Raw genomic sequence first — 20,016 nt, forward strand, 5'->3', positions numbered from 1 at the left:
CGGTGCAGGCAGAGGACGCAGACGCGCTGTTCCGGACGTTCCGCGAGCGCAGCGACCAGGACTGGCTGGACATCCTGGTCAGCTCGCTGCGCATTCCGCAGATCGAGAACGTGACGATGCCGGGCTTTCCGGACGAGGCGGTGCAGAACGCCATGCACGGCCATTGCGGCGAGGTGTCGCTGCACGAGGCGCACGCCTTCTTCCGCGAAATTAAGGCCTATGCCGTCTATGCCGGGCGGCCGCTCGCGGCGCACCGCCGGCTGCTGGATTTCGGCTGCGGCTGGGGCCGCATGGTGCGGCTGTTCATGAAGGACATCGAGCCGGACAACCTGTTCGGCACGGACTCCACCTCGCGCTTTCTGACCGAGGCGCGGCGCTGCAACCCCAACCTGAACTTTTTTGCCAGCGGTGTCGCGCCGCCGACCCTGCTGGCCCCCGACAGCCTTGACTATATCATCTCCTGGTCGGTGTTCAGCCATCTCGACGAGTTCCTGGCGACCCGCTGGATCGAGGAGTTCGTCCGCCTGCTCAAGCCGGGCGGATTGCTGATGCTGACCACGCAGAGCCGTCGCTTCATTGCCTTCTGCGCCGAAATGCGGCTGCGACGGGCCTCGGGAATCAGGCTCGAACATGGCTGGTACGAGGCCTGCGCCGACAGCTTCATCGACGAGGCGCACGAGAATGCCCGCTACGAGGCGGGCCATTTCCTGCACGCCGCCCCGATCGCCCGCCCCAACCCGCTCTCGCACTATGGTGAGGCGATCATCCCGCGCGGCTACATCGTCAAGCACTGGAGCGGCATGTTCCGTCTGGTCGAGTTCCTCGACAACCCGGCACGCCTGCCGCAGGTGCTGGTGGTGATGCAAAAGCCAGGCAATTCCTGAAGCGCCTCAAGGCAGTGGTGCCAGGATGTCGTCCAGCAGCGCTGTCTTGCCCGGAATGCGCTCGAGATGCGGATAGCGCAGCCCGCCATGATAGCCGATCTGTACGGTGCGAAACTGCTTGCCCTCCTGGACCAGAAGCGAGATCGGCGCCTTGTCATTCGCTGCCTGCTTGATCGCGTCGCTCAGATCGTCCGCGCCGGAGAAGGCGAGGCCGTCGACCGCCACGATCTTGCCGCCCTTGGCGAGCCCGGCGTGCCAGGCCGGCCCATCCCAGAGTACGTCGGAGATGGCGCCGTCCTTGCCCAAAGAGAGACCGATCGACCAGTCGAAGATGTGCCGCTTGTAGGCCGCCTCCTCGCTTTTCAGGAAAGCTGAGGGCTTGTCGGTATAGACCAGGCGGTAGCCGCCGCGGGTGATGCCGTCGAGCGGTGCCTTGCCGCCGATGCGGTCCAGGCGGCTGCGCAGGAAATGCGCCCAGTCGAAGGGCATGACGGCGTTGAGGGCATGCACGATATCGTCAAATCGATACGTCACGGTGACGAAGCTGCCGTCGTCGATACCGAAGAAGCCGCGGGCAAAGTCGTTCAGCGACTTCTGGCCATGGGTGCGTTCGCGGATCAGGGTGTCGGCGTCGAGCCAGATCAGCAGACCCTCGGTGTAGTAGTCCTCTTCGCGCTCCCAGCTATGCCAGGGCTGCGGCCGGCGCTCGTTGATGATCGGGTCGTTGGTGGTGTCCTGGAGTGGCCGCCAGGCGCGCCCGACTTCGAGCTGCATGCTGGCGGCGTCGTCGGCGATCGCGCCGCGCGCCTGTGCGCGACTCCACAGGCCGGAGCGCGCGGCCAGCACCTGGCCCCAATATTGCGTCTGGCCCTCATACACCCACAGCAGGCTGTCGCGTTCCGGCACGTTGAAGTTGGGCGCCCACAGGTCGGCCGGACGGCGGAACTTGCCGTTCCAGGAATGGGTGTATTCGTGCGACAGCAGGTCGCGGACGGCGAAGCTTTTGTCCCAACCGGTGAAATAATCGCGGTCGGTGGCGTTCTCGCTGGAGCGATGATGCTCGAGCCCGGTGCCACCCAGCTGGTCGCTCAGCGCCAGCAGGAAGTCGTAATGGTTATAGTGCTGCGACCCGAACAGCGTCGTGGCCTGATGCACCAGGGCGCGGTGCCTGGCGAGTTCGTCCGGAGTGATCGCCAGATCGCCTGGCCGGTCGGCCACCACGTCGAGATGCACCGGCACCGCGGCACCCGGAGCAAGGTCGGCACGTTTGAAATAGCGTCCGGCGAACACTGGACTGTCGACCAGCGTGTTCAGCGTTACCGGCTTGAAGTCGACATGGTTGCCTGCCACCGTGCTGGTCTCGAGCGCGGTGCCGAACTTCCAGCCCTGCGGCAGCGTCAGGCTCGGTGCGACGGTGATGCCGCGGCTGAAGCGGCCGGCCGGATACAGCACCACGGTATTCCAGGCGAGATCGACCATCTCCGGCGTCATCTCGATGCGGCCCTGACTGGTGCTGGTCGGCGAAAGATACTGGAAGCTCACATCCAGGCTGGTCGCACCCTGCGGCACATCGACGTGGAACGCATACATGTTGACCACATCGCGCACCCACGGAACGGTCTTGCCGCCGGCCTGGATGGTCAGCCCGGCGATGTCGCGCAGCGGCCCGGTGGGTCCGTGATCTCCGGGGATCCATTTCGGGTAGAGCAGCACCAGCTTGCCCCCCTGCACAGCGTTGGGCTGCACCGGGATCGTCTCGTGCACCTGCATGACATGACGGGCGAGGTCGGTGACATTGACGGAGAGCTTGATCGTGCCGGGCCAGGTGGTGTCCTGGGGCGGGGCGACGGTAGGTGGGAACGGCAATGATTGGGGAAGAGGGGGCAGGGGAAGAGGGGGTTGGGGCTGTGGGACTTCCGCGCGCGCGGGACACACGCTCAGCGCCAGCAGCGAGGCAAGCACGGGTAAGGCTTTATCCAACATCAGGGTCCTTTGGGTTGTTGTCAGCAAAGCCGCTGCGCCGGCGCCGGGGAAGCCCGTATCCGGTAAAAACTTGACCGGCGAGGTCAGTTGAACCATCTTTGTTTGGCTGAAGCGGGAGAGATCGGCATCTGCCGGCGCCGAAGGAGCAACCGCCCCGGAAACTCTCAGGCAGAAGGACCGCCCAGCACCGACTTCTGGAAAGTGACGCCGCGCGCGTCCGCCGACGGGATAACGATCTCAGGCAAACAGACAGAAGGGGCACCGACCGGCCCGGCATCCGCCGGCAACCAGGGTGTGTCCGATGTCAGAGCCTGCAGCCCCACTTGCCGAGGGTCCCTTGGCCACCACCCCGCTCGACGCGCTGCACCGTGCGGCAGGGGCGCGCATGGTGCCGTTCGCCGGCTACGCGATGCCGCTGCACTACAAAGCCGGTATCCTCTCCGAACATCTCCACACGCGGACTGCTACTGGCCTGTTCGACGTCTCCCATATGGGCCAGATCAGGCTGCTTCCACGCTCCGGGCAAGTCGCCGATGCCGCGTTGGCGCTGGAGCGGCTGCTTCCCGCTGACCTCGCCTCGCTCCCCCCAGGGCGACAGCGCTACGCCCTGTTCACCAATGCCCGCGGCGGCATCCTCGACGATCTGATGGTGGCCAACACCGGCGAGGCGCTCCTGCTGGTGGTTAACGCCGCCTGCAAATGGGCCGATCTCGGCCACCTCACCGCCCATCTCGCGGCCGTGTGCGACATCGAGCCCCGCTTCGACCGCGCCCTCGTGGCCTTGCAGGGACCGGGCGCGGAGTCGGTGCTGTCGGCACTCGCCCCGGAAGCCGCCGCGATGCGCTTCATGGATGTCCGGACGATCGAGATCGCGGGTGCGACATGCCTGATCTCGCGCTCGGGCTACACCGGCGAGGACGGCTACGAGATCAGCATCGCCGCTGACGACGCCGAGCGAATCGCCGCCCTGTTGCTGGCCCAGCCGGGTGTGTTGCCGATCGGCCTCGGCGCCCGCGACAGCCTGCGCCTGGAGGCTGGACTCTGTCTCTACGGGACCGATCTCGATCCGCTTGTCACCCCCGTCGAGGCGGCGCTGGAATGGTCGATCGGCAAGAGTCGCAGGCCGGGTGGCGCGCGCGCCGGCGGCTTTCCCGGTGCCGACATCATCCTCGAGCAGTTGGCCAACGGTGCTGCGCGTCGGCGGGTCGGGCTGTTGCCGGAGGGCAGGGCGCCGCTGCGCGCCGGCACGCGCCTCTATGCCAGCGAGGATTTCACCGGCAGCCCGCTCGGCATTGTCACGTCCGGCGCCTTCGGCCCGAGTCTGTCGGCACCCATGGCGATGGCCATGCTCGACATCTCTCAGGGCATGGTGGGCGGCTCTCTGATCGCGGACCTGCGCGGGCGCCCGGTTCGCGCGCACATCGCACCGCTGCCCTTCGTGACACCCGGCTTCAAGCGACCCCCTGCAAGGACAGCATCATGACTCCATCCGAGCTCTGGCAGGGCACGGCGCCCGACCCCACGGCCTTCGCGCAGCGTCATATCGGCCCCGACACGGACGAGGTAAGCGCGATGCTGCGCACGATCGGCGTGGACAGCCTTGATGCGCTGATCGCCCAGACGGTGCCAGCGGCGATCCTGGAGCCATCACCGGAGGCGAGCGCACCGGGCCTGAGCGAACCCGAAGTGCTGGCACGGCTGCGCACGATCGCGGCCGAGAACCAGGTGCTGACCTCGCTTATCGGACAAGGCTATCACGGCACCATCCTGCCGCCGGTGATCCAGCGCAATGTGCTGGAGAATCCCGCCTGGTATACCGCCTACACACCCTACCAGCCGGAGATCAGCCAGGGCCGGCTGGAGGCGCTGCTCAACTTCCAGACCCTGGTTTGCGACCTGACCGGGCTCGATGTCGCCAACGCCTCGCTGCTCGACGAGGCTACCGCGGCGGCCGAGGCGATGGCGCTGGCCCGCAGGGTCTCGCACAGCAAGGCCACCGGCTTCTTCGTCGACACCGATACCCACCCGCAGATCATCGCCGTGCTGCGCACCCGCGCCGAGCCGCTCGGCTGGCAGGTGATCGTCGGCGACCCCGCCCCCAACCTTGACGCGGGCAATTTCGACGCCGATGCCGTGTTCGGCGCGCTGCTCTCCTATCCCGGCAGCAGCGGCGCAGTCCGCGACCATCGCGCCGCCATCGCCGCCCTGCATGCTGCCGGCGCCATCGTGACGTTCGCCGCGGACCCGCTGGCGCTGACCCTGCTCGCCTCGCCGGGCGCGCTCGGGGCCGACATCGCCATCGGCTCGATGCAGCGCTTCGGGGTGCCGATGGGCTACGGCGGCCCCCATGCCGCCTACATGGCGGTGCGCGACGCCTTCAAGCGAGCGATCCCAGGACGTCTGGTCGGGGTCTCCATCGACAGCCACGGCAACCGCGCCTACCGGCTGGCCCTGCAGACCCGCGAGCAGCATATCCGCCGCGAAAAGGCGACCTCCAACATCTGCACCGCCCAGGTGCTGCTGGCGGTGATCGCCTCGATGTATGCGGTCTATCACGGCCCCGAGGGGTTGCTCGCGATCGCACGACGCACCCACCGGCTGGCGGTGATCCTCGCCGCCGGCCTGCGGGCGCTCGGTGCCGAGGTGCTGACCGACAGCTGCTTCGACACCATTACCGTCAATGCCGGCGATGACGCCCGCCATGTTCTCGCCCGCGCCTGCGCGTCCGGCTTCAACCTGCGCAACGCGGGCGGCGGCCGGATCGGCATCAGCCTTGACGAGACCAGCAGCCCGGACACCGTGCGCCGCGTCTGGCGAGCGTTTTGCGACAACGCCGCACGTATCGCCGTCATGGAGACCTCGCTACCACCGCCGGACGCTGCCATTCCGGCCCCGCTTGCCCGCACTGCGACGCTGCTCGCCCATCCGGTGTTCCACGCGCACCGCTCGGAGACCGACCTGCTGCGCTATCTCCGGCGCCTCTCCGACAAGGACCTCGCACTCGACCGCAGCATGATCCCGCTGGGCTCCTGCACCATGAAGCTCAACGCCACCGTCGAGATGATGCCGATCACCTGGCCCGGCTTTTGCGACATGCACCCGTTCGCGCCAGCCGACCAGGCGCGCGGCTACGGGCGGCTGTTCGACGAGCTGGAGCGCGCCCTCTGCAGGCTCAGCGGCTACGACGCAGTGTCGCTGCAGCCGAACTCGGGTGCCCAGGGCGAATATGCCGGCCTGCTCGCCATTCGCGCCTATCATCGCGACCGCGGCGAGGTGCTGCGCGACGTCTGCCTGATCCCGGCCTCGGCGCACGGCACCAATCCCGCCTCGGCGCAGATGGCCGGCATGCGCGTGGTCGTCGTCGGGTGCGATGCGTGCGGCAACGTCGATGTCGCGGACCTGCATCGCAAGATCGCGCTGCATGCGGATCGTCTCGCCGCCATCATGATCACGTATCCCTCCACGCATGGCGTCTTCGAGGAGTCGGTGCGCGAGATCTGTGCGGCCGTGCACGCGGCGGGTGGGCAGGTCTATCTCGACGGCGCCAACCTCAACGCCCAGGTCGGGCTCTGCCGGCCGGGCCATTACGGCGCCGACGTCAGCCACTTCAACCTGCACAAGACCTTCTGCATCCCGCATGGCGGCGGCGGTCCCGGAATGGGCCCGATCGGTGTCGGCCGCCATCTCGCACCCTTTCTGCCGCACCACCCGCTCGAGACCGACAGCCACGCGGTCAGCGCCGCGCCGTTCGGCTCCGCCTCGATCCTGCCGATCTCCTACGCCTACATCCTGCTGATGGGCGAGGCCGGCATGCGCCGCGCCACCGAGATCGCAATCCTCAATTCCAACTACATCGCCGAACGCCTGGCGCCGCATTATCCGGTGCTCTACCGGGGTGCCTCCGGACGGGTCGCGCATGAGTGCATCATCGACCTGCGGCCGATCAAGGAGGCCACCGGCATCACCGTCGACGACATCGCCAAGCGCCTGATCGACCACGGCTTCCACGCCCCGACGGTCAGCTTCCCGGTTGCCGGCACCTTCATGATCGAGCCAACCGAGTCGGAAAACCAGGCCGAGCTCGACCGCTTTTGCGACGCGATGATCGAGATACGCGAGGAGATCGCCGCCATCGAGCAGGGCCGGATCAGCGCCGCCGACAGCCCGTTGCGCCACGCGCCGCACACCGTGGCCGACCTGACCGCCTCGCACTGGAACCGTGCCTACACGCGCGAGCAAGGCTGCTTCCCGTCGCCGGGCCGGCGCATCGACCGTTACTTTCCGCCGGTCGGCCGCCTCGACAACAGCTACGGCGACCGCAACCTGGTCTGCTCCTGCCCGCCGATCGAAGACTTCGCGCAGGCCGCCGAATAGCGGCTGTACTATCCGATTACTGCCGGCAGGCTTTCGAACGGATCGTGAGCGGACACGGGAAGGTCCCGAAAATGCCGCAGGTTGCGCGTCAGGACCGTATAGCCCCGGTTTGCGGCGGTCGCCGCGATCGCCAGATCGGCCCATCCCGGCTCCAGACCCGCCGCGCGCGCCCGGTCGGAGAGCGTGCCGAGCCGTCTCGCGACCGCGACATCGAGCGGCAGGATGCGGGCGCTGTGCAGATGTAGCAGCGTCTCCAGCCAGGCGGCCAAGCGGTCCGCCTTTTGCGCTGCACCCTGGCGACGGGCCTTGGCGATCCCGTCCTCGACTTCGGCCACGGTGATGACCGACAAATAGAGGGTGTTGCTGTGGCACTCCATCCAACGGATCAATTCGGGAGTGTGCTGGGCCTTCGCTGGCGCGCTGGCGGAAAGGACATTGGTGTCGAGCAGATACACCCGCTCACACATCCACCTCGCGCGGCCCGCTGGTGTCCCGTTCGGGGAGATCGCCCGGCTCGATCGGCGCGGCCATCAGCAGACGCCCGAAGGACGGCACGCGCGACAAGCGCTCCCAATCCTCGAAGCTGAGTACAACGGCCTCGCGCCGGCCATGCCGGGTGATGATCGACGGCTCGCCCTGTTGGGCGTGGTCGATCACGGCGGACAGCGTGGCCTTGGCGCTGCGAAGCTGGATTTCGTACATGATGGACTCCATGCGACTACTGTAGTCACAATAGGACACCAAGGCGGCCAACGCAAGCGATTGCAGCGTTGTCAGCCCCGCCGCCCGAGGCCGCGAAGCCGGCGCAGCGGCGCGGTCAGCCGCCAGCTTCGCGAGTGCCGCAGCATGGCCAGCTCCGCCTGCAGACGCAGCATCGCGTCGTTGTCCTTCGGCTCGGCCGCATGCCGCTGCACCGCCCACTCCCAGCTTGAGGCGATCAGTCCGGCGTCGTTCGAGGGCAGCAGATGCACGAAGAAATCCAGGCTGTTCGGCGCGGTGGCTGTGCATTGCGTGCAGGCGAACCCGATCAGCCCGTAGGCGGCGAGCTGGCGCATCAGGCGGGCGAAGCTCAACGGGGGTGAAAACCCAGCAATGCACGTCGTGGTAGGCGCCCTCGCGCAGGGCATGTTCCATCACCGCGACGGCGTCGTCGTAGAGTTGGCGCGTGTGCGGCGGTTCGAGGCCAGATGTGCCGCTCCAGGCGTGTTGCAGATCCAGCGGCGCCACGTTGAGCATAAAATCCAGGATTTGCCGGGACCCGGGGACGATCGCGCCGGCACGCGCGGCCAGGATCACATCGGCGGCCGAACTGCTCTCGCGGCGATAGTCAAAGCAGTAGCGTCGGTCCGGCACGATCAACCGCACCGTGCCGTCGGGATGCAGCACCGATTTGAGCTGAGCGAGCCAGCCGATCAGGTCGGGCACATGCTCGATGACGTGCGAGGCGACGACGTAATCGAAGCGGTCTCCCCCACAGGCCGCGTTCAGGTCGCCGCCGCTCCAGACGATGTCGACGTCAACGATCCGCGGCCCTGGCACGTGCGGATCGCGGCGATATTTCTCGCGCAGTTCCGCGGTGCCGACATGATCGACGTAGAGAACGCGGGCCTCCGACTTGCGCAGGATCGGGTTGTGCAGCGGGCCGATCTCCAGGCCGCGGGTCGCCGCGAGATCGAGGCCGGCCAGCAGCGCGAGGCGCCGGTCCGTCGGTGGAGCATCCTGCGTCATGGCAGTCCTGTCTCATTCATGCGGCGTGCCGGCAAGCGTCGGGCCTGCAATTGACATCGACCCGATGTCTCCCCCATGTCCCGGGTTGTCGTTCTGGAGCGGATCCGCCTGATGCCTGTTCATGCCGTCGTCTTTCCCGGACAAGGCAGCCAGTTCGCCGGCATGGGACGCGACCTCGCCGCCGCCTTCGCGCCGGCGCGCGAGGTGTTCCAGGAGGTGGACGAGGCGCTCGGCGAACGGCTGTCCAAGCTGATGTTCGCCGGTCCCATCGAAGAGCTGACCCTGACCCGGAACACGCAGCCGGCCCTGATGGCGGTGTCCATGGCCGTGCTGCGTGTGCTCGAACGCGAAGGCGGCTTCGACCTCGCGGCCCGGGCGGCCCTCGTCGCCGGCCACTCGCTCGGCGAATATACGGCGCTGGCGGCGGCCAACAGCCTGGGCGTTGCCGACACCGCGCGATTGCTGCGTCTGCGCGGCGATGCCATGCAGCGCGCGGTGCCGGCGGGGGAGGGTGGCATGGCGGCGCTGATCGGTGCCGAGTTGGAGCAGGCACGCGAGATTTGTGTCGCGGCCGCCGTGCTTCGTATCGAGGGGGCACCCGACCGCATTGAGGTGCTTGAGGTCGCCAACGACAACGGCGGCGGCCAGGTGGTGATCTCCGGCGCCGCCGGGGCCATCGGCCGCGCGCTCGAGATCGCACGCGAGCGCGGCGTGCGCCGGGCGATGGTGCTGCCCGTCTCGGCACCCTTTCATTGCGCGCTGATGGCGCCTGCTGCCGACGCGATGCGTGAGGCGCTGGGCGCGGCGCACATCGCGCCGCCAAGGCTGCCGGTGATCGCCAACGTCACCGCGGCCAAGGTCGCCTCGCCGGATGCGATACGCGACCTGCTGGTGCGCCAGGTGACCGGCACGGTGCGCTGGCGCGAGAGCGTGCAGGCGATGCTGGCCATCGGCGTGGACGATTTCATCGAACTCGGCGCCGGCAAGGTACTCTCGGGCCTCTGCCGCCGGATCGCGCCGGATGCGCGTGCGCGATCGGTCGGCACCCCCGAGGAGATCGAGGATCTGCTGAGGTCTTTCTGACCAAGGATGACGGGGGCGCTGCATGTTCAGGCTCGACGGCAAGATGGCGCTGGTGACCGGGGCCTCGGGCGGCATCGGCGGCGCGATTGCCACCATGCTGCACGCCCAGGGTGCCACGGTGGCACTCTCCGGCACCCGCGAGGCGGCGCTCGCGGATCTCGCGGCCCAGCTCGGCCCGCGCGCGCATGTCTGTCCCGCCAACCTCGCCGACCCGGCGGCACCCGACGCCTTGATCGCCGACGCCGAGCGCAAGACAGGCCAGGGCGTGGATATTCTCGTCAACAATGCCGGCCTGACCCGCGACGGGCTCACTTTGCGGATGAAGGACGCTGACTGGGATCTGGTGCTCGATGTCGATCTGGGGGCGCCCTTCCGGCTTTGCCGCGCGGCGCTGAAAGGCATGGTGCGGCGGCGCTCCGGCCGGATCATTTCGATTGCCAGCGTGGTCGGCGCCACCGGCAATGCCGGCCAGTCGAACTATGCCGCCGCCAAGGCCGGGCTGATCGGCATGAGCAAGTCCCTCGCAGCCGAGGTCGGCTCGCGCGGGATCACCGTCAATGTCGTCGCGCCCGGCTTTGTTGCGACGGCGATGACCGATGGGCTGCCCGAGGCGCAGAAGGAAAAGCTCGCGGCCGCGATCCCGCTTGGTCGTCTGGGCACGCCCGAGGACATCGCCGCCGCGGTGCTGTATTTCGCCTCCACCGAGGCGAACTGGGTCACCGGCGCGACATTGCATGTCAATGGCGGGATGGCGATGCTCTAATCGATACCCCGCCTTGGGGCGCCGCCTTGGCGTGCGATGAAATTCCATGCTAATCGCCCGCTGCTTTGTCCGCAGCCGGCCGGCTCGCAAAGGACAGGACGAACGAGTTCGAACCGCCCATCTTTCCCGGGCAAAGAGGAAGCAGAGTCAGATGAGCGAGATCGCCGACAAGGTCAAAAAGATCGTCGTGGAACACCTCGGCGTCGAAGAGAGCAAGGTCACACCGGAGGCTTCCTTCATTGACGATCTGGGTGCCGACAGTCTCGATACGGTCGAGCTGGTGATGGCCTTCGAGGAAGCTTTCGGCGTCGAAATTCCCGAGGACGCCGCCGAGAAGATTTCCACCGTCAAGGACGCCATCGACTATATCGAAAAGCAGAAGACGGCCTGAGGTCCGATTCGGCATGAGCGGATTCCTCACCGGCGTCGATCGGGAGCGGCGGGTCGTCGTCACCGGCCTCGGCATCGCGGGTCCGCTCGGCGTCGGGATCAAGCCGTTCTGGGATCGGCTGATCGAGGGTGACACCGGGATTGGCCGGATCACGTCGTTCGACCCGTCCGGCCTCGCGGCACAGGTGGCGGGTGAAGTGCCCATTGGCAATCGTGCGTCCGGCGGGCTCGACCTCTCCGAATGGATCCCGCAAAAGGATCAGAAAAAGATGGACCGCTTCATCCATCTCGGTCTGGTCGCAGCCTTCGAGGCGGTCGAGGATTCCGGCTGGATGCCGCAGGATGAAGACGATCGCTGCGCCACGGGGGTGATGATCGGCTCCGGCATCGGCGGCCTGCAGACCATCTACGACGCCTCCGTCCAGGTGCATGAGGGCCGCGCCCGGCGGCTGTCGCCGTTTTTCATTCCGTCCGCGCTGATCAACCTGGTCTCCGGTCATCTCTCGATCCGCTATGGCTTCAAGGGTCCGAACCATTCGGCGGTGACCGCCTGCGCCACCGGCGTGCACGCCATCGGCGACGCCGCCCGGCTGATCGCGCTCGGCGACGCCGAGGTGATGATCGCCGGCGGCACCGAGGCCGCGGTCTGTCCGCTCGGCATCGCCGGGTTCTGCGCCTCGCGCGCCCTCTCCACCGCGTTCAACGAGACGCCCGAGCGCGCCTCCAGGCCGTGGGACCGCGACCGCGACGGCTTCGTCATGGGCGAGGGGGCCGGCATCGTCGTGCTCGAGGAATACGAGCATGCCCGCGCCCGTGGCGCCACCATCTATGCCGAGGTGCGCGGCTACGGGCTGTCTGGCGACGCCCATCACATCACTGCCCCCGCGGAGGGGCATGCCGGCGCCCACCGCGCCATGATGGCGGCCCTGCGCAACGGCCGGCTGACCCCGGCCGACATCCAGTATGTGAACGCGCACGGCACCTCGACGATGGCCGACGACCTCGAACTGGACGCAGTCGAGCGGCTGTTCGGCGCGCACGCGCGCGGGCTTGCGATGTCCTCGACCAAATCCGCGACCGGCCACCTGCTTGGGGCGGCAGGCGCCATCGAGGCGATCTTCTGTATCCTGGCGATCCGCGACGGGGTGGTGCCACCGACGCTGAACCTGGATGCGCCAAGCCGTGAGAGCGTGATCGACCGGGTTGCCCACACTGCCCAGGAGCGCCGGGTCAGTGTGGCGTTGTCGAACAGCTTCGGCTTCGGCGGCACCAACGCCAGCATCCTACTCGGCGCACTCTGACCGCGTCGGTGCACCGGAGTGCGCTGGCTCCTGGGTGCGGCACTTGTCCTGGCGGTGCTGTTGCTCGGCGCGCGCGCGCTCTACGAACGCTCCGGGCCGCTGCCGCACGCGCAAGCCATCGTGGTGCCGCACGGCCCCGTGAACCTGGCGGCCGCCGCCCTGCAACAAGCGGGCGCGCTGCCGGCCGGACCGGTCGCGTCACAAGTTTTTCGTGTCGCGGCCCGGCTGACCCGCGGCGACGGCCCAATCCGTGCCGGCGAGTTCGCCTTCCCGGCGCACGCCTCGCTGCAAGCCATGCTGCATGTGCTGCGCACCAGCCCGCCGGTGCAGCATGAGCTGACCATCCCCGAAGGCCTGACCGCCGCGCAGATCGCGCGGCGCATCGCCCAGGCCGAGGCGCTCTCGGGCCCGACGCCGGTGCCCGCCGAGGGCAGCATCCTGCCGCAGACCTACGACTATGTGCGCGGCACCACACGCGCCGCCCTGGTCGCCAGGATGCAACAGGCGATGGCCCGGCAGGTCGCCGCGATCTGGGCCAAGCGCGACCTGAACGCGGGCCTCGCCGACCCCGACGAGCTGGTGATCCTGGCCAGCATGGTCGAGCGCGAGACCGCGCGTCCGGCCGAGCGGACGCTGGTTGCGCGCGTCTTCCTCAACCGGCTGCGCCTGGGCATGAAGTTGCAATCGGATCCGACGGTGATCTACGCCGCCGCCGGCGGCCTCGGCCCGCTGCCGCGTCCGCTCAGCCGCGCCGACCTCGCTCTCGACAATCCCTACAACACCTATGTCGTCACCGGTCTGCCGGTGGGCCCGATCTGCGCGCCGGGGGTGGCGGCACTCCAGGCGGTGGCGCACCCGGCGGCCAGCGATGCGTTGTATTTCGTGGCGGACGGCACCGGCGGCCACAGCTTCTCCAACTCGCTCGCCCAGCATCTGCGCAACGTCGCCCATTGGCGCGCGGCGGCCACGCCGTGAGCGAGCCGGTCGCCGCGATCACCGGTGCGACCGGTGGCATCGGGCGCTGCATCGCCCTCGGTCTCGCCGAGGCCGGATACGGTCTGTTCGTGATCGGCCGTGACCCGCACCGGCTCGATGCCGCGCGGGACTGGATCGTCGCGCGGGCGCCGCAGAGCCGCGGACGCATCCGTGTAGTCCAGGCCGATCTGTCATCGCTCGCGCAAACCCGCGACGCCGGGCTGCGCGTGCTTGCGCAAACCGACCGGCTCGACCTGCTGATCAACAATGCCGGGACGCTGTCGCCGCGTCGCGTGCTCACCGACGAGGGGTTCGAGCGCACGCTCGCGGTCAATCATCTGGCCCCCTTCGTACTGACCCATACGCTGCTGGAGACGCTGCGGCGCACGGGTCGCGCGCGCATCGTCAATGTCGGCTCGTCGACCTCGGACCGTGCGCGCATCGATCCGGACGACCTGCAAGGCGCGCGGCGTTGGCGCATGGTGCGCGCCTACGCCACCTCGAAGCTGGCTTTGCTGATGACGAGCCTGTCGCTGGCGCGGACGCTGCCGCCGCCCGAGGTCAGCATCAACGTCGTGCATCCCGGCATGGTGGCGACCGGGCTGGTGCGCAATCCGGGCGTGGTCGGCCTGGCGTGGCGGCTGATGGCGCCGTTCCTGCTCACCGAGGCGCAGGGTGCGCAAACGCCGCTGCATGTCGCGTTATCGGCGGCCTGCGCGCAGGTTAGCGGCCAATACTGGAAACGATGCCAGCCGGCGGCGACGAATCCGCGGGCCGCGGATCCGGCGCTGTGTGCCCGGGTGCTGGCAGGCACGGAGGCGCTTTGCGCGGCGTGGCTGCCGAGGCGCTGAGCACCGCGCGGAGTGCGCCGAGCAGCCAGACATGCGCGCTCCAGCCGCGCGCGCCAAACGGTCCGCGCGCGCTTGGCCCGCGTGCCGGCGGCGCGAACAGCGCGGGTTCGCCGCGCGCGCCGCGGTCGCGCGACATCATGCTCTCGAAGCGCAGTTGCTCGGTGAGCCACGCCGCCAGCACCGGCGAGACGCGCGAGACCAGCGAGAAGGCGAGCACGATGCCGCTGATGACCATCTCCCTTCGTCGCCCGGTGGCCGCGAGATACAGCGCCCGCGCCACGATCTCGGGCTGATACACCGGCGCCACCGGACGCGACGCATAGCCGGTATGGGACGGCGCATGGCAGAAGAACGGCGTGTTCACCGCCGGCGGAAACACCGTGCAGAGATGCACGGCACTGCGTGCCATGCGCAACTCGCCACGCACCGACTGGCTGAAGCCGCGCACCGCCGCCTTGGCGCCGACATAGGAGGTCATCAGCGGCAGCCCGTGGAAGGCGACACCCGAGCAGACATTGACGATGCTGCCGCAATCGCGCGGCAGCATGCGGGCGAGCGCTGCCCGGGTGCCGTTGACGGTGCCCATGTAGGTGACATCGGTGACCCGGCGAAATTCGGCTTCGGGCACGTCGAGCAACCGTCCGTAGACGCCGTTGCCGGCGGCATTGATCCAGACGTCGATGCCGCCGAGCCGCGCTACAAGGCTGTCCGCCGCGCGCTCCAGGGCGGCGGCGTCCGCGACGTCGGCGATCGCGCCGGCGCTGATGCCACCGAGGGCCGCGATGTCGGCGGCGGTGTCGGCGAGACCGGCGGCGCCGCGGGCGATCAGGCCGACCCGCCAGCCGCGTTGCGCGAACAGCCGCGCGGTGCAGCGTCCGATCCCCGACGAGCCGCCGGTGATCACCACCACAGGCGGCACGGCGGGCACCGGCATTGTCGCGGGATCGGACGACCCGCCGGGCAGCGGCTTGTGCATGCGGCTGGTCTAGTGCGGCGGCGGCAAAGGCTGGCTCTGCACGGACGAGGACGGGGCGAGCTGTGTCGGACCGGTGTTGCGCTGGCTCGTGGTATCAGGATTGTCATAGGTGGTATTCGGCCGCCCGGACGCGCTTTCAGGGCCGCTGCCGTAACGCATCAACGCCGTTCGCAACGGATCCGCGCCCGGATTGTTCACCCGCATTCCCACCACGACTTCGTAGACGCCGACCGGCTGGCCATAATAGGCCTGGTTGCCGACGCCGTCGTAGGTCAGCTTGCTGCCTTGCAACGAAATGCCGGCGAACAGGCCCTTGCTCTTCTCGACGGCGACGATGTCCGCGTCGAGCGCGGTCGAGGTCGCACCCTCGATGCCGGCACCCAGCGTTGCGATCGTGGCCGAGGCATTGGCGCCGAACTTGAACTGGCTGTCCATGATCGCCCGCAGGCCATGCGGGTTCATGATGAACATCATCAGCTCGGCATCCTGGATGCCGGCCTGAAAGCCCACCGAGCCCGATGCCATCGAGTAGAACGCCGGGTCCGACCAGGATCCCGCGCCGTCGCGGGCCAGCAGCGTGCAGCCGCCGCCGGAGCCGCCGAACAGGAACGACACGCGAAAGATGCTCGGGCAGATCAGCACGCCGCGAGCGCGGGCGAGCAGACGCTGCGTCTGTTTGCCCATGTCGTTGGAGTCGAGGATATCCTCGGCGGTGAGCGTCGCCCGGTCGACCAGCCGCTGCTGCCGCTGCGCGCGCCGGGACCCATCGGCTTGGGCGTGTGCCGACAGGCAGAACGGCGCCACGCTCAACAAGGCGGCCAGCGGCAGCGCAATCCTCAATCGCAATCGCATCGTGTCACTCCCCGGCATCCGTGCTGCATGGCTTAGATCAAGGCAATCCCGGACGCCAGCCCGAGCGCCTCGGCGATGGTGGGGGCGGCGGCCAGGATCGGCGCCGGCCCGGTCATGCCGCCTTTGCTTAGGAAAGCCGAGACGGTTGCCCCCGACTCCGCCAGGATCGGCAGGGCGCCGGCCACGTCCCACAGGTTGATCGATTGTTCGATGTAGCCATCGAGCCGACCGGCCGCGACGTCGGCGAGCGCCAGGGCCCCCGAGCCGCCGGTGCGCACTGCGGCGCCAAGGGCCAGCACCCGACCGACCAGGGCCGCGTGCTCGGCGGCGATGCTCTTCGGGCCCCAACCGATCTCGATGATCGACGAGGCCGGGCTCGCGGTTCGCGCCGCGCGCATGGCGGCACCGTTGAACGTCGCATCGCCACCGATGCTGCCTGCGAACCGCTCGCCGAGCGCGGGTGCCTCGATCAGTCCGAGCACCGGCACTCCATCGGCGAGCAACCCGATCGAGACACACCAACGCGAGGCGCCGCGAGCAAAATTCGCGGTCCCGTCGATCGGGTCGATGACCCAGCGCAGCGACGAGCTTGGCCCGCTGCGGGCTTGCAGGCCGGCTTCCTCGCCCTGTACATCGTCTTGTGGGAAGCGGGCCGCGATCCTGCCGGCGATCAGCCGCTCGACGGCTCCGTCCGCCTCGGTGACCCAATCCTGCGCCCCCTTCAGCTTGGCCGTTGCCATACCAGGCGGCGGCCGCATGCGCATCGCCAACCGTCCAGCCTCCTCAATAATGCTGGCGGCGGCCTCGAGGCGCCGGCGGATGGACTCTGTCTGCATCGCAACCCTCGGCGGTGGAGCGGTCTATTGGGCGCGCAGGGCGGCGCGCAGCGAGGCGGTGATCGCCGGATCCTCCAGCATGGCCAGGCGGCTGGCCGCGATGGTGGCAAACCGGTGCGTGAGCGCCCGGCGCCGTGGCGAGCTCAGCGCATGCACCGCCGCCTCGCGCAACAGCGCCGCCTCGCCGTCGGCGGCGACCAACAGACCGACCTCTGCCGGCAGCAGCGCCTGCGGGAAGTGCTCATCGACGGCGAAATACAGCGCGTCGGCATAGTCGCGATACTCCGGCCACTTCGTGTCGGTGAGGAAATCGCGGGCGCCGGATTTCACCTCTATGCAGGCAAAGCCGCCGTCCGGCCGTAACGCCAGGATGTCGGCACGGCGTCCGTTCGGCAGCGGCACCTCGTGCAGCACCACCCAGCCGAACTGGCCACATAGTCGTGCCGCGGCGCGTCGAATGGCGAGCGCACTCTCGGGCAGGCCGGACATCACCGGCGATCTGATACTTGGTGCCATCAATCTCGTGCGTAGAAGCGAAATGCACAGGCGTCACCTGGCGGCCGCACGCTCCAGTGCCGAAACGTCGAGCTTAACCATTTCCGTCATGACGGCAAAGACGCGGCTCGAGACCGTCGGGTCCGCGTCGAGCAGGAGACGCGGCAATATCTCGGGCACGATCTGCCAAGGGACGCCCCATCGGTCTCATAGCCAGCCGCACATCATTGCCGCGCCGCCATCGGCGATGAGCGCCGTCCATAGACGGTCGATTTCGGCCTGGTCGGCGCACTCTACCGAAATAGAGGCCGCAGTGCCGTAGCTGGCCGGCGCGCCACCGTTCAAAGCCTGGACGCAGTGGCCGCCTAGAACGAAGTTCACCAGGATCACGTCGCCAGCTTGCCCACCGGGCCAAACGCCTGGCAACGCAGGATGTGGGTCAGACTGGAGCCGGGCACCAGACTGACTTTCGACACCGCGAAGTTCCCGATTGCTCCGGCGGTCCAGTGTCAGATTTCACGATTAGCCGGTGCGCACCAGCAGATGCTGTTTCCGGCCGACGGAGAGCTTGACCGCGCCGTCCCGCAGGTCGTCCGTCGAAATTATTTGGTTCTCGTCGCGCAGCGTCTGGTCGTTGACCCGTAAGCCGCCGCCGCGTGCCAGCCTGCGTGCTTCGGAGTTGCTCGCCGCCAGGCCCGCCAGCACGAACAGCCTGCAGGCCGCGATGCCGCCATTGAGGTCGATGCCCGCAAGGTGGCGCGAGGGGAGGGCCTGGGCGTCTCCGGTCGCGTCCTCGAACAATTGCCGTGCGGCCCCTGCGGCGGTCAGGGCTGCGTCGCGGCCGTGGCAGATCGCCGTCGCCTCGGTGGCCAGGATTTTCTTGGCCTCGTTGATCGCAGCCCCTTTGAGGCTCGCCAGTCGGTCGCACTCGGCAATGTCAAGTTCGGTGAATAGGCGCAGGAAGCGGCCGACATCGGCGTCTTCGGTGTTGCGCCAGAACTGCCAATAGTCAAACGGGGTCAGCCGCGCGGCCGACAACCAGACCGCGCCGGAGGCGGTCTTGCCCATCTTCGCACCCGAGGCGGTGGTCAGCAGCGGCGTGGTTAGGCCGAACACCTGCTTCTGTTCGGTGCGACGCACCAGGTCGACGCCGGAGACGATGTTGCCCCACTGGTCGGAGCCGCCGAACTGCAGGCTGACATTGTGGCGACGGCCGAGTTCGCGGAAATCATAGCTTTGCAGGATCGAGTAATTGAATTCCAGGAAGGTCAGCCCCTGCTCGCGCTCCAGGCGCTGTCGCACGGAATCGAACCCGAGCATGCGGCTGACCGAAAAATGCACGCCGACCTCGCGCAGCAGGTCGACATACCCCAGCGCGTCCAGCCATTGCGCGTTGTCCGCGAGGATCGCATCCGACGGACCCGTCCCGAAGCGCAGCATCGCTTGCAGGACGCGACGTATGCCCTGGCGATTGCGTTCGATCGCGTCGTCGTCGAGCAGTAGCCGCGCCTCCTCGCGAAACGAGGGATCGCCGATCCGGCTGGTGCCGCCACCGAGAAGGGCCACCGGGCGATGGCCATGTCGTTGCAGCAGCCGCAGCAGCATGACCTGGATCATGTGCCCGACATGCAGGCTGTCTGCGGTCAGGTCGAAGCCGGCATAGCCGCTGATTACGCCCGCCGACAGCGCCGCATCGAGGGCGGCGCTGTCGGTACATTGGAAGACGAAGCCGCGTGCCTCGGCTTCGCGCAGGAACGCACTGTCAGGCATTGCGTCTTATAAGGCGCCTGGAATCGCTCAGTCGGCGGCGAGGGCCATGGTCTTGCGGGCGATGATCTTGCCGACATAGTCGTCGATCGCCTCGGACACGTGGTCGGCGTGATTGGCAAACACGTGGTCGGCGCCCGCATAGACGCGATAGTCGACCTGCACGCCCTTTTGCGTGTTGAGCTTGTCGACCAGCTTGCGCACCGCGGGCTCCGGCACGAGTTCGTCGGCATCGCCGTGCAGCAACAACCCGCCGCAGGGGCAGGGTGCCAGGAAGCCGAAATCATAATGGTTGGCCGGTGGCGCGACGCTGATCCATCCGGAGATCTCGGGACGGCGCATCAGCAGTTGCATGCCAACGAAGGCGCCAAAGGAGTAGCCGGAAATCCAGAGGCCACTCGAATTCGGGTTGACGGTCTGCATCCAGTCGAGAGCGGCGGCGGCGTCGCTGATCTCGCCGATGCCACCGTCATAGCGGCCCTGCGAGCGACCGACACCACGAAAATTGAACCGCATGACCGAAAAACCGAGCCGCTCGAAGGCGCGGTACATCGCATACGTAATCCGGTTGTTCATGGTGCCGCCATGCAGCGGGTGCGGATGGAGGATGAGGGCGAGCGGCGCATTCGGCTCGCCGGAATGATGGTAGCGACCTTCAAGGCGGCCATCCGGGCCGGCGAACATGACCTCAGGCATTGTTTCCCGCACTTTTTTTGCTGTGCCTCGAGGCATGGACAACAGCTATGTTGCAACGCAAT

Annotated in this window: 17 protein-coding genes, 2 pseudogenes and 1 riboswitch; of the genes and pseudogenes, 9 read left to right on the top strand and 10 right to left on the bottom strand. The window is 68.0% G+C overall.

Annotated features, from left to right (window positions below):
* Nucleotides 1-2: 2 nt before the first annotated feature.
* Nucleotides 3-884, top strand: coding sequence for a class I SAM-dependent methyltransferase (locus tag ACQY4K_RS20260; protein ID WP_428391989.1), 882 nt, complete (start codon nucleotides 3-5; stop codon nucleotides 882-884).
* Between the two features lie 6 nt (nucleotides 885-890).
* Here ACQY4K_RS20260 and ACQY4K_RS20265 read toward each other — a convergent pair whose 3' ends face one another.
* Nucleotides 891-2,750, bottom strand: a complete 1,860-nt coding sequence (locus ACQY4K_RS20265) for a M61 family metallopeptidase (RefSeq protein ID WP_428391990.1) — start codon at nucleotides 2,748-2,750, stop codon at nucleotides 891-893.
* A 219-nt stretch (nucleotides 2,751-2,969) separates the two neighbouring features.
* A riboswitch (glycine riboswitch) is annotated at nucleotides 2,970-3,057 on the top strand.
* Between the two features lie 111 nt (nucleotides 3,058-3,168).
* Between ACQY4K_RS20265 and gcvT the strand changes: the two genes are divergently transcribed.
* Complete coding sequence (gene gcvT / locus ACQY4K_RS20270; RefSeq protein WP_428391991.1) at nucleotides 3,169-4,350, top strand: glycine cleavage system aminomethyltransferase GcvT; 1,182 nt, start codon at nucleotides 3,169-3,171, stop codon at nucleotides 4,348-4,350.
* The gene (gcvP, locus tag ACQY4K_RS20275) at nucleotides 4,347-7,241 is read left to right on the top strand and encodes an aminomethyl-transferring glycine dehydrogenase (RefSeq protein ID WP_428391992.1); all 2,895 of its coding nucleotides are present in this window, start codon (nucleotides 4,347-4,349) and stop codon (nucleotides 7,239-7,241) included. The genes gcvT and gcvP overlap by 4 nt, the downstream gene beginning before the upstream one ends.
* Nucleotides 7,242-7,249: 8 nt before the next feature.
* On the opposite strand, the gene ACQY4K_RS20280 is transcribed toward gcvP, so the two are convergent.
* Both ACQY4K_RS20280 and ACQY4K_RS20285 read right to left on the bottom strand, forming a co-directional pair.
* Nucleotides 7,250-7,696, bottom strand: coding sequence for a PIN domain-containing protein (locus tag ACQY4K_RS20280; RefSeq protein ID WP_428391993.1), 447 nt, complete (start codon nucleotides 7,694-7,696; stop codon nucleotides 7,250-7,252).
* A gap of 4 nt (nucleotides 7,697-7,700) precedes the next feature.
* On the bottom strand, nucleotides 7,701-8,969 hold the full coding sequence (locus ACQY4K_RS20285; protein WP_428391994.1) for a type II toxin-antitoxin system prevent-host-death family antitoxin: 1,269 nt from the start codon (nucleotides 8,967-8,969) through the stop codon (nucleotides 7,701-7,703).
* 111 nt (nucleotides 8,970-9,080) lie between these two features.
* On the opposite strand from ACQY4K_RS20285, the gene fabD reads away from it, so the two are divergent.
* From fabD to ACQY4K_RS20315, 6 genes and pseudogenes are all read left to right on the top strand, one after another.
* Nucleotides 9,081-10,052 (top strand): ACP S-malonyltransferase, encoded by a 972-nt coding sequence (gene fabD, locus ACQY4K_RS20290; protein ID WP_428391995.1) that lies wholly within the window; start codon nucleotides 9,081-9,083, stop codon nucleotides 10,050-10,052.
* Between the two features lie 22 nt (nucleotides 10,053-10,074).
* Nucleotides 10,075-10,815 (top strand): 3-oxoacyl-ACP reductase FabG, encoded by a 741-nt coding sequence (gene fabG / locus ACQY4K_RS20295; protein WP_428391996.1) that lies wholly within the window; start codon nucleotides 10,075-10,077, stop codon nucleotides 10,813-10,815.
* A gap of 151 nt (nucleotides 10,816-10,966) precedes the next feature.
* Entirely contained in the window at nucleotides 10,967-11,206 is a 240-nt protein-coding gene (locus ACQY4K_RS20300) for an acyl carrier protein (protein ID WP_428391997.1), read from the top strand.
* Between the two features lie 13 nt (nucleotides 11,207-11,219).
* A complete protein-coding gene (gene fabF / locus ACQY4K_RS20305) occupies nucleotides 11,220-12,506 on the top strand; it encodes a beta-ketoacyl-ACP synthase II (protein WP_428391999.1) in 1,287 nt (428 codons plus the stop codon).
* Between the two features lie 18 nt (nucleotides 12,507-12,524).
* Nucleotides 12,525-13,475 (top strand): annotated as a pseudogene (gene mltG, locus ACQY4K_RS20310) (endolytic transglycosylase MltG); the annotation flags it as partial.
* Between the two features lie 2 nt (nucleotides 13,476-13,477).
* Nucleotides 13,478-14,032, top strand: a pseudogene (locus tag ACQY4K_RS20315) (SDR family NAD(P)-dependent oxidoreductase); the annotation flags it as partial.
* Nucleotides 14,033-14,204: 172 nt separating this feature from the next.
* Here the strand turns inward: ACQY4K_RS20315 and ACQY4K_RS20320 are convergent.
* From ACQY4K_RS20320 to ACQY4K_RS20350, 7 genes are all read right to left on the bottom strand, one after another.
* Nucleotides 14,205-15,308 (bottom strand): SDR family oxidoreductase, encoded by a 1,104-nt coding sequence (locus ACQY4K_RS20320; RefSeq protein ID WP_428392001.1) that lies wholly within the window; start codon nucleotides 15,306-15,308, stop codon nucleotides 14,205-14,207.
* A gap of 9 nt (nucleotides 15,309-15,317) precedes the next feature.
* Nucleotides 15,318-16,160 carry a lipid-binding SYLF domain-containing protein gene (locus ACQY4K_RS20325; RefSeq protein ID WP_428392003.1) on the bottom strand — a complete coding sequence of 281 codons (843 nt, stop codon included), beginning with the start codon at nucleotides 16,158-16,160 and terminating at the stop codon, nucleotides 15,318-15,320.
* 32 nt (nucleotides 16,161-16,192) lie between these two features.
* Entirely contained in the window at nucleotides 16,193-16,996 is an 804-nt protein-coding gene (locus ACQY4K_RS20330; RefSeq protein ID WP_428392005.1) for an inositol monophosphatase family protein, read from the bottom strand.
* A 24-nt stretch (nucleotides 16,997-17,020) separates the two neighbouring features.
* Complete coding sequence (locus ACQY4K_RS20335) at nucleotides 17,021-17,485, bottom strand: MmcB family DNA repair protein (protein WP_428392007.1); 465 nt, start codon at nucleotides 17,483-17,485, stop codon at nucleotides 17,021-17,023.
* 213 nt (nucleotides 17,486-17,698) lie between these two features.
* Nucleotides 17,699-17,917 (bottom strand): VOC family protein, encoded by a 219-nt coding sequence (locus ACQY4K_RS20340; RefSeq protein WP_428392009.1) that lies wholly within the window; start codon nucleotides 17,915-17,917, stop codon nucleotides 17,699-17,701.
* Between the two features lie 96 nt (nucleotides 17,918-18,013).
* Nucleotides 18,014-19,261, bottom strand: coding sequence for a tyrosine--tRNA ligase (tyrS, locus tag ACQY4K_RS20345; protein ID WP_428392011.1), 1,248 nt, complete (start codon nucleotides 19,259-19,261; stop codon nucleotides 18,014-18,016).
* A 27-nt stretch (nucleotides 19,262-19,288) separates the two neighbouring features.
* Nucleotides 19,289-19,954 carry an alpha/beta hydrolase gene (locus tag ACQY4K_RS20350; RefSeq protein ID WP_428392013.1) on the bottom strand — a complete coding sequence of 222 codons (666 nt, stop codon included), beginning with the start codon at nucleotides 19,952-19,954 and terminating at the stop codon, nucleotides 19,289-19,291.
* Nucleotides 19,955-20,016: the final 62 nt, after the last annotated feature.

Source organism: Lichenicoccus sp., assembly GCF_965276875.1.
Lineage (GTDB): Bacteria > Pseudomonadota > Alphaproteobacteria > Acetobacterales > Acetobacteraceae > Lichenicoccus.

What these genes read in the sequence shown, in the direction of transcription:
- ACQY4K_RS20325 (WP_428392003.1), bottom strand. Translation starts at nt 16,160, where the DNA reads ATGCGATTGCGATTGAGGATTGCGCTGCCGCTGGCCGCCTTGTTGAGC.
- ACQY4K_RS20335 (WP_428392007.1), bottom strand. Translation starts at nt 17,485, where the DNA reads ATGTCCGGCCTGCCCGAGAGTGCGCTCGCCATTCGACGCGCCGCGGCA.
- ACQY4K_RS20330 (WP_428392005.1), bottom strand. Translation starts at nt 16,996, where the DNA reads ATGCAGACAGAGTCCATCCGCCGGCGCCTCGAGGCCGCCGCCAGCATT.
- fabD (WP_428391995.1), top strand. Translation starts at nt 9,081, where the DNA reads ATGCCTGTTCATGCCGTCGTCTTTCCCGGACAAGGCAGCCAGTTCGCC.
- fabF (WP_428391999.1), top strand. Translation starts at nt 11,220, where the DNA reads ATGAGCGGATTCCTCACCGGCGTCGATCGGGAGCGGCGGGTCGTCGTC.
- tyrS (WP_428392011.1), bottom strand. Translation starts at nt 19,261, where the DNA reads ATGCCTGACAGTGCGTTCCTGCGCGAAGCCGAGGCACGCGGCTTCGTC.
- fabG (WP_428391996.1), top strand. Translation starts at nt 10,075, where the DNA reads ATGTTCAGGCTCGACGGCAAGATGGCGCTGGTGACCGGGGCCTCGGGC.
- ACQY4K_RS20285 (WP_428391994.1), bottom strand. Translation starts at nt 8,969, where the DNA reads ATGACGCAGGATGCTCCACCGACGGACCGGCGCCTCGCGCTGCTGGCC.
- gcvP (WP_428391992.1), top strand. Translation starts at nt 4,347, where the DNA reads ATGACTCCATCCGAGCTCTGGCAGGGCACGGCGCCCGACCCCACGGCC.
- ACQY4K_RS20300 (WP_428391997.1), top strand. Translation starts at nt 10,967, where the DNA reads ATGAGCGAGATCGCCGACAAGGTCAAAAAGATCGTCGTGGAACACCTC.
- ACQY4K_RS20350 (WP_428392013.1), bottom strand. Translation starts at nt 19,954, where the DNA reads ATGCCTGAGGTCATGTTCGCCGGCCCGGATGGCCGCCTTGAAGGTCGC.
- ACQY4K_RS20320 (WP_428392001.1), bottom strand. Translation starts at nt 15,308, where the DNA reads ATGCACAAGCCGCTGCCCGGCGGGTCGTCCGATCCCGCGACAATGCCG.
- gcvT (WP_428391991.1), top strand. Translation starts at nt 3,169, where the DNA reads ATGTCAGAGCCTGCAGCCCCACTTGCCGAGGGTCCCTTGGCCACCACC.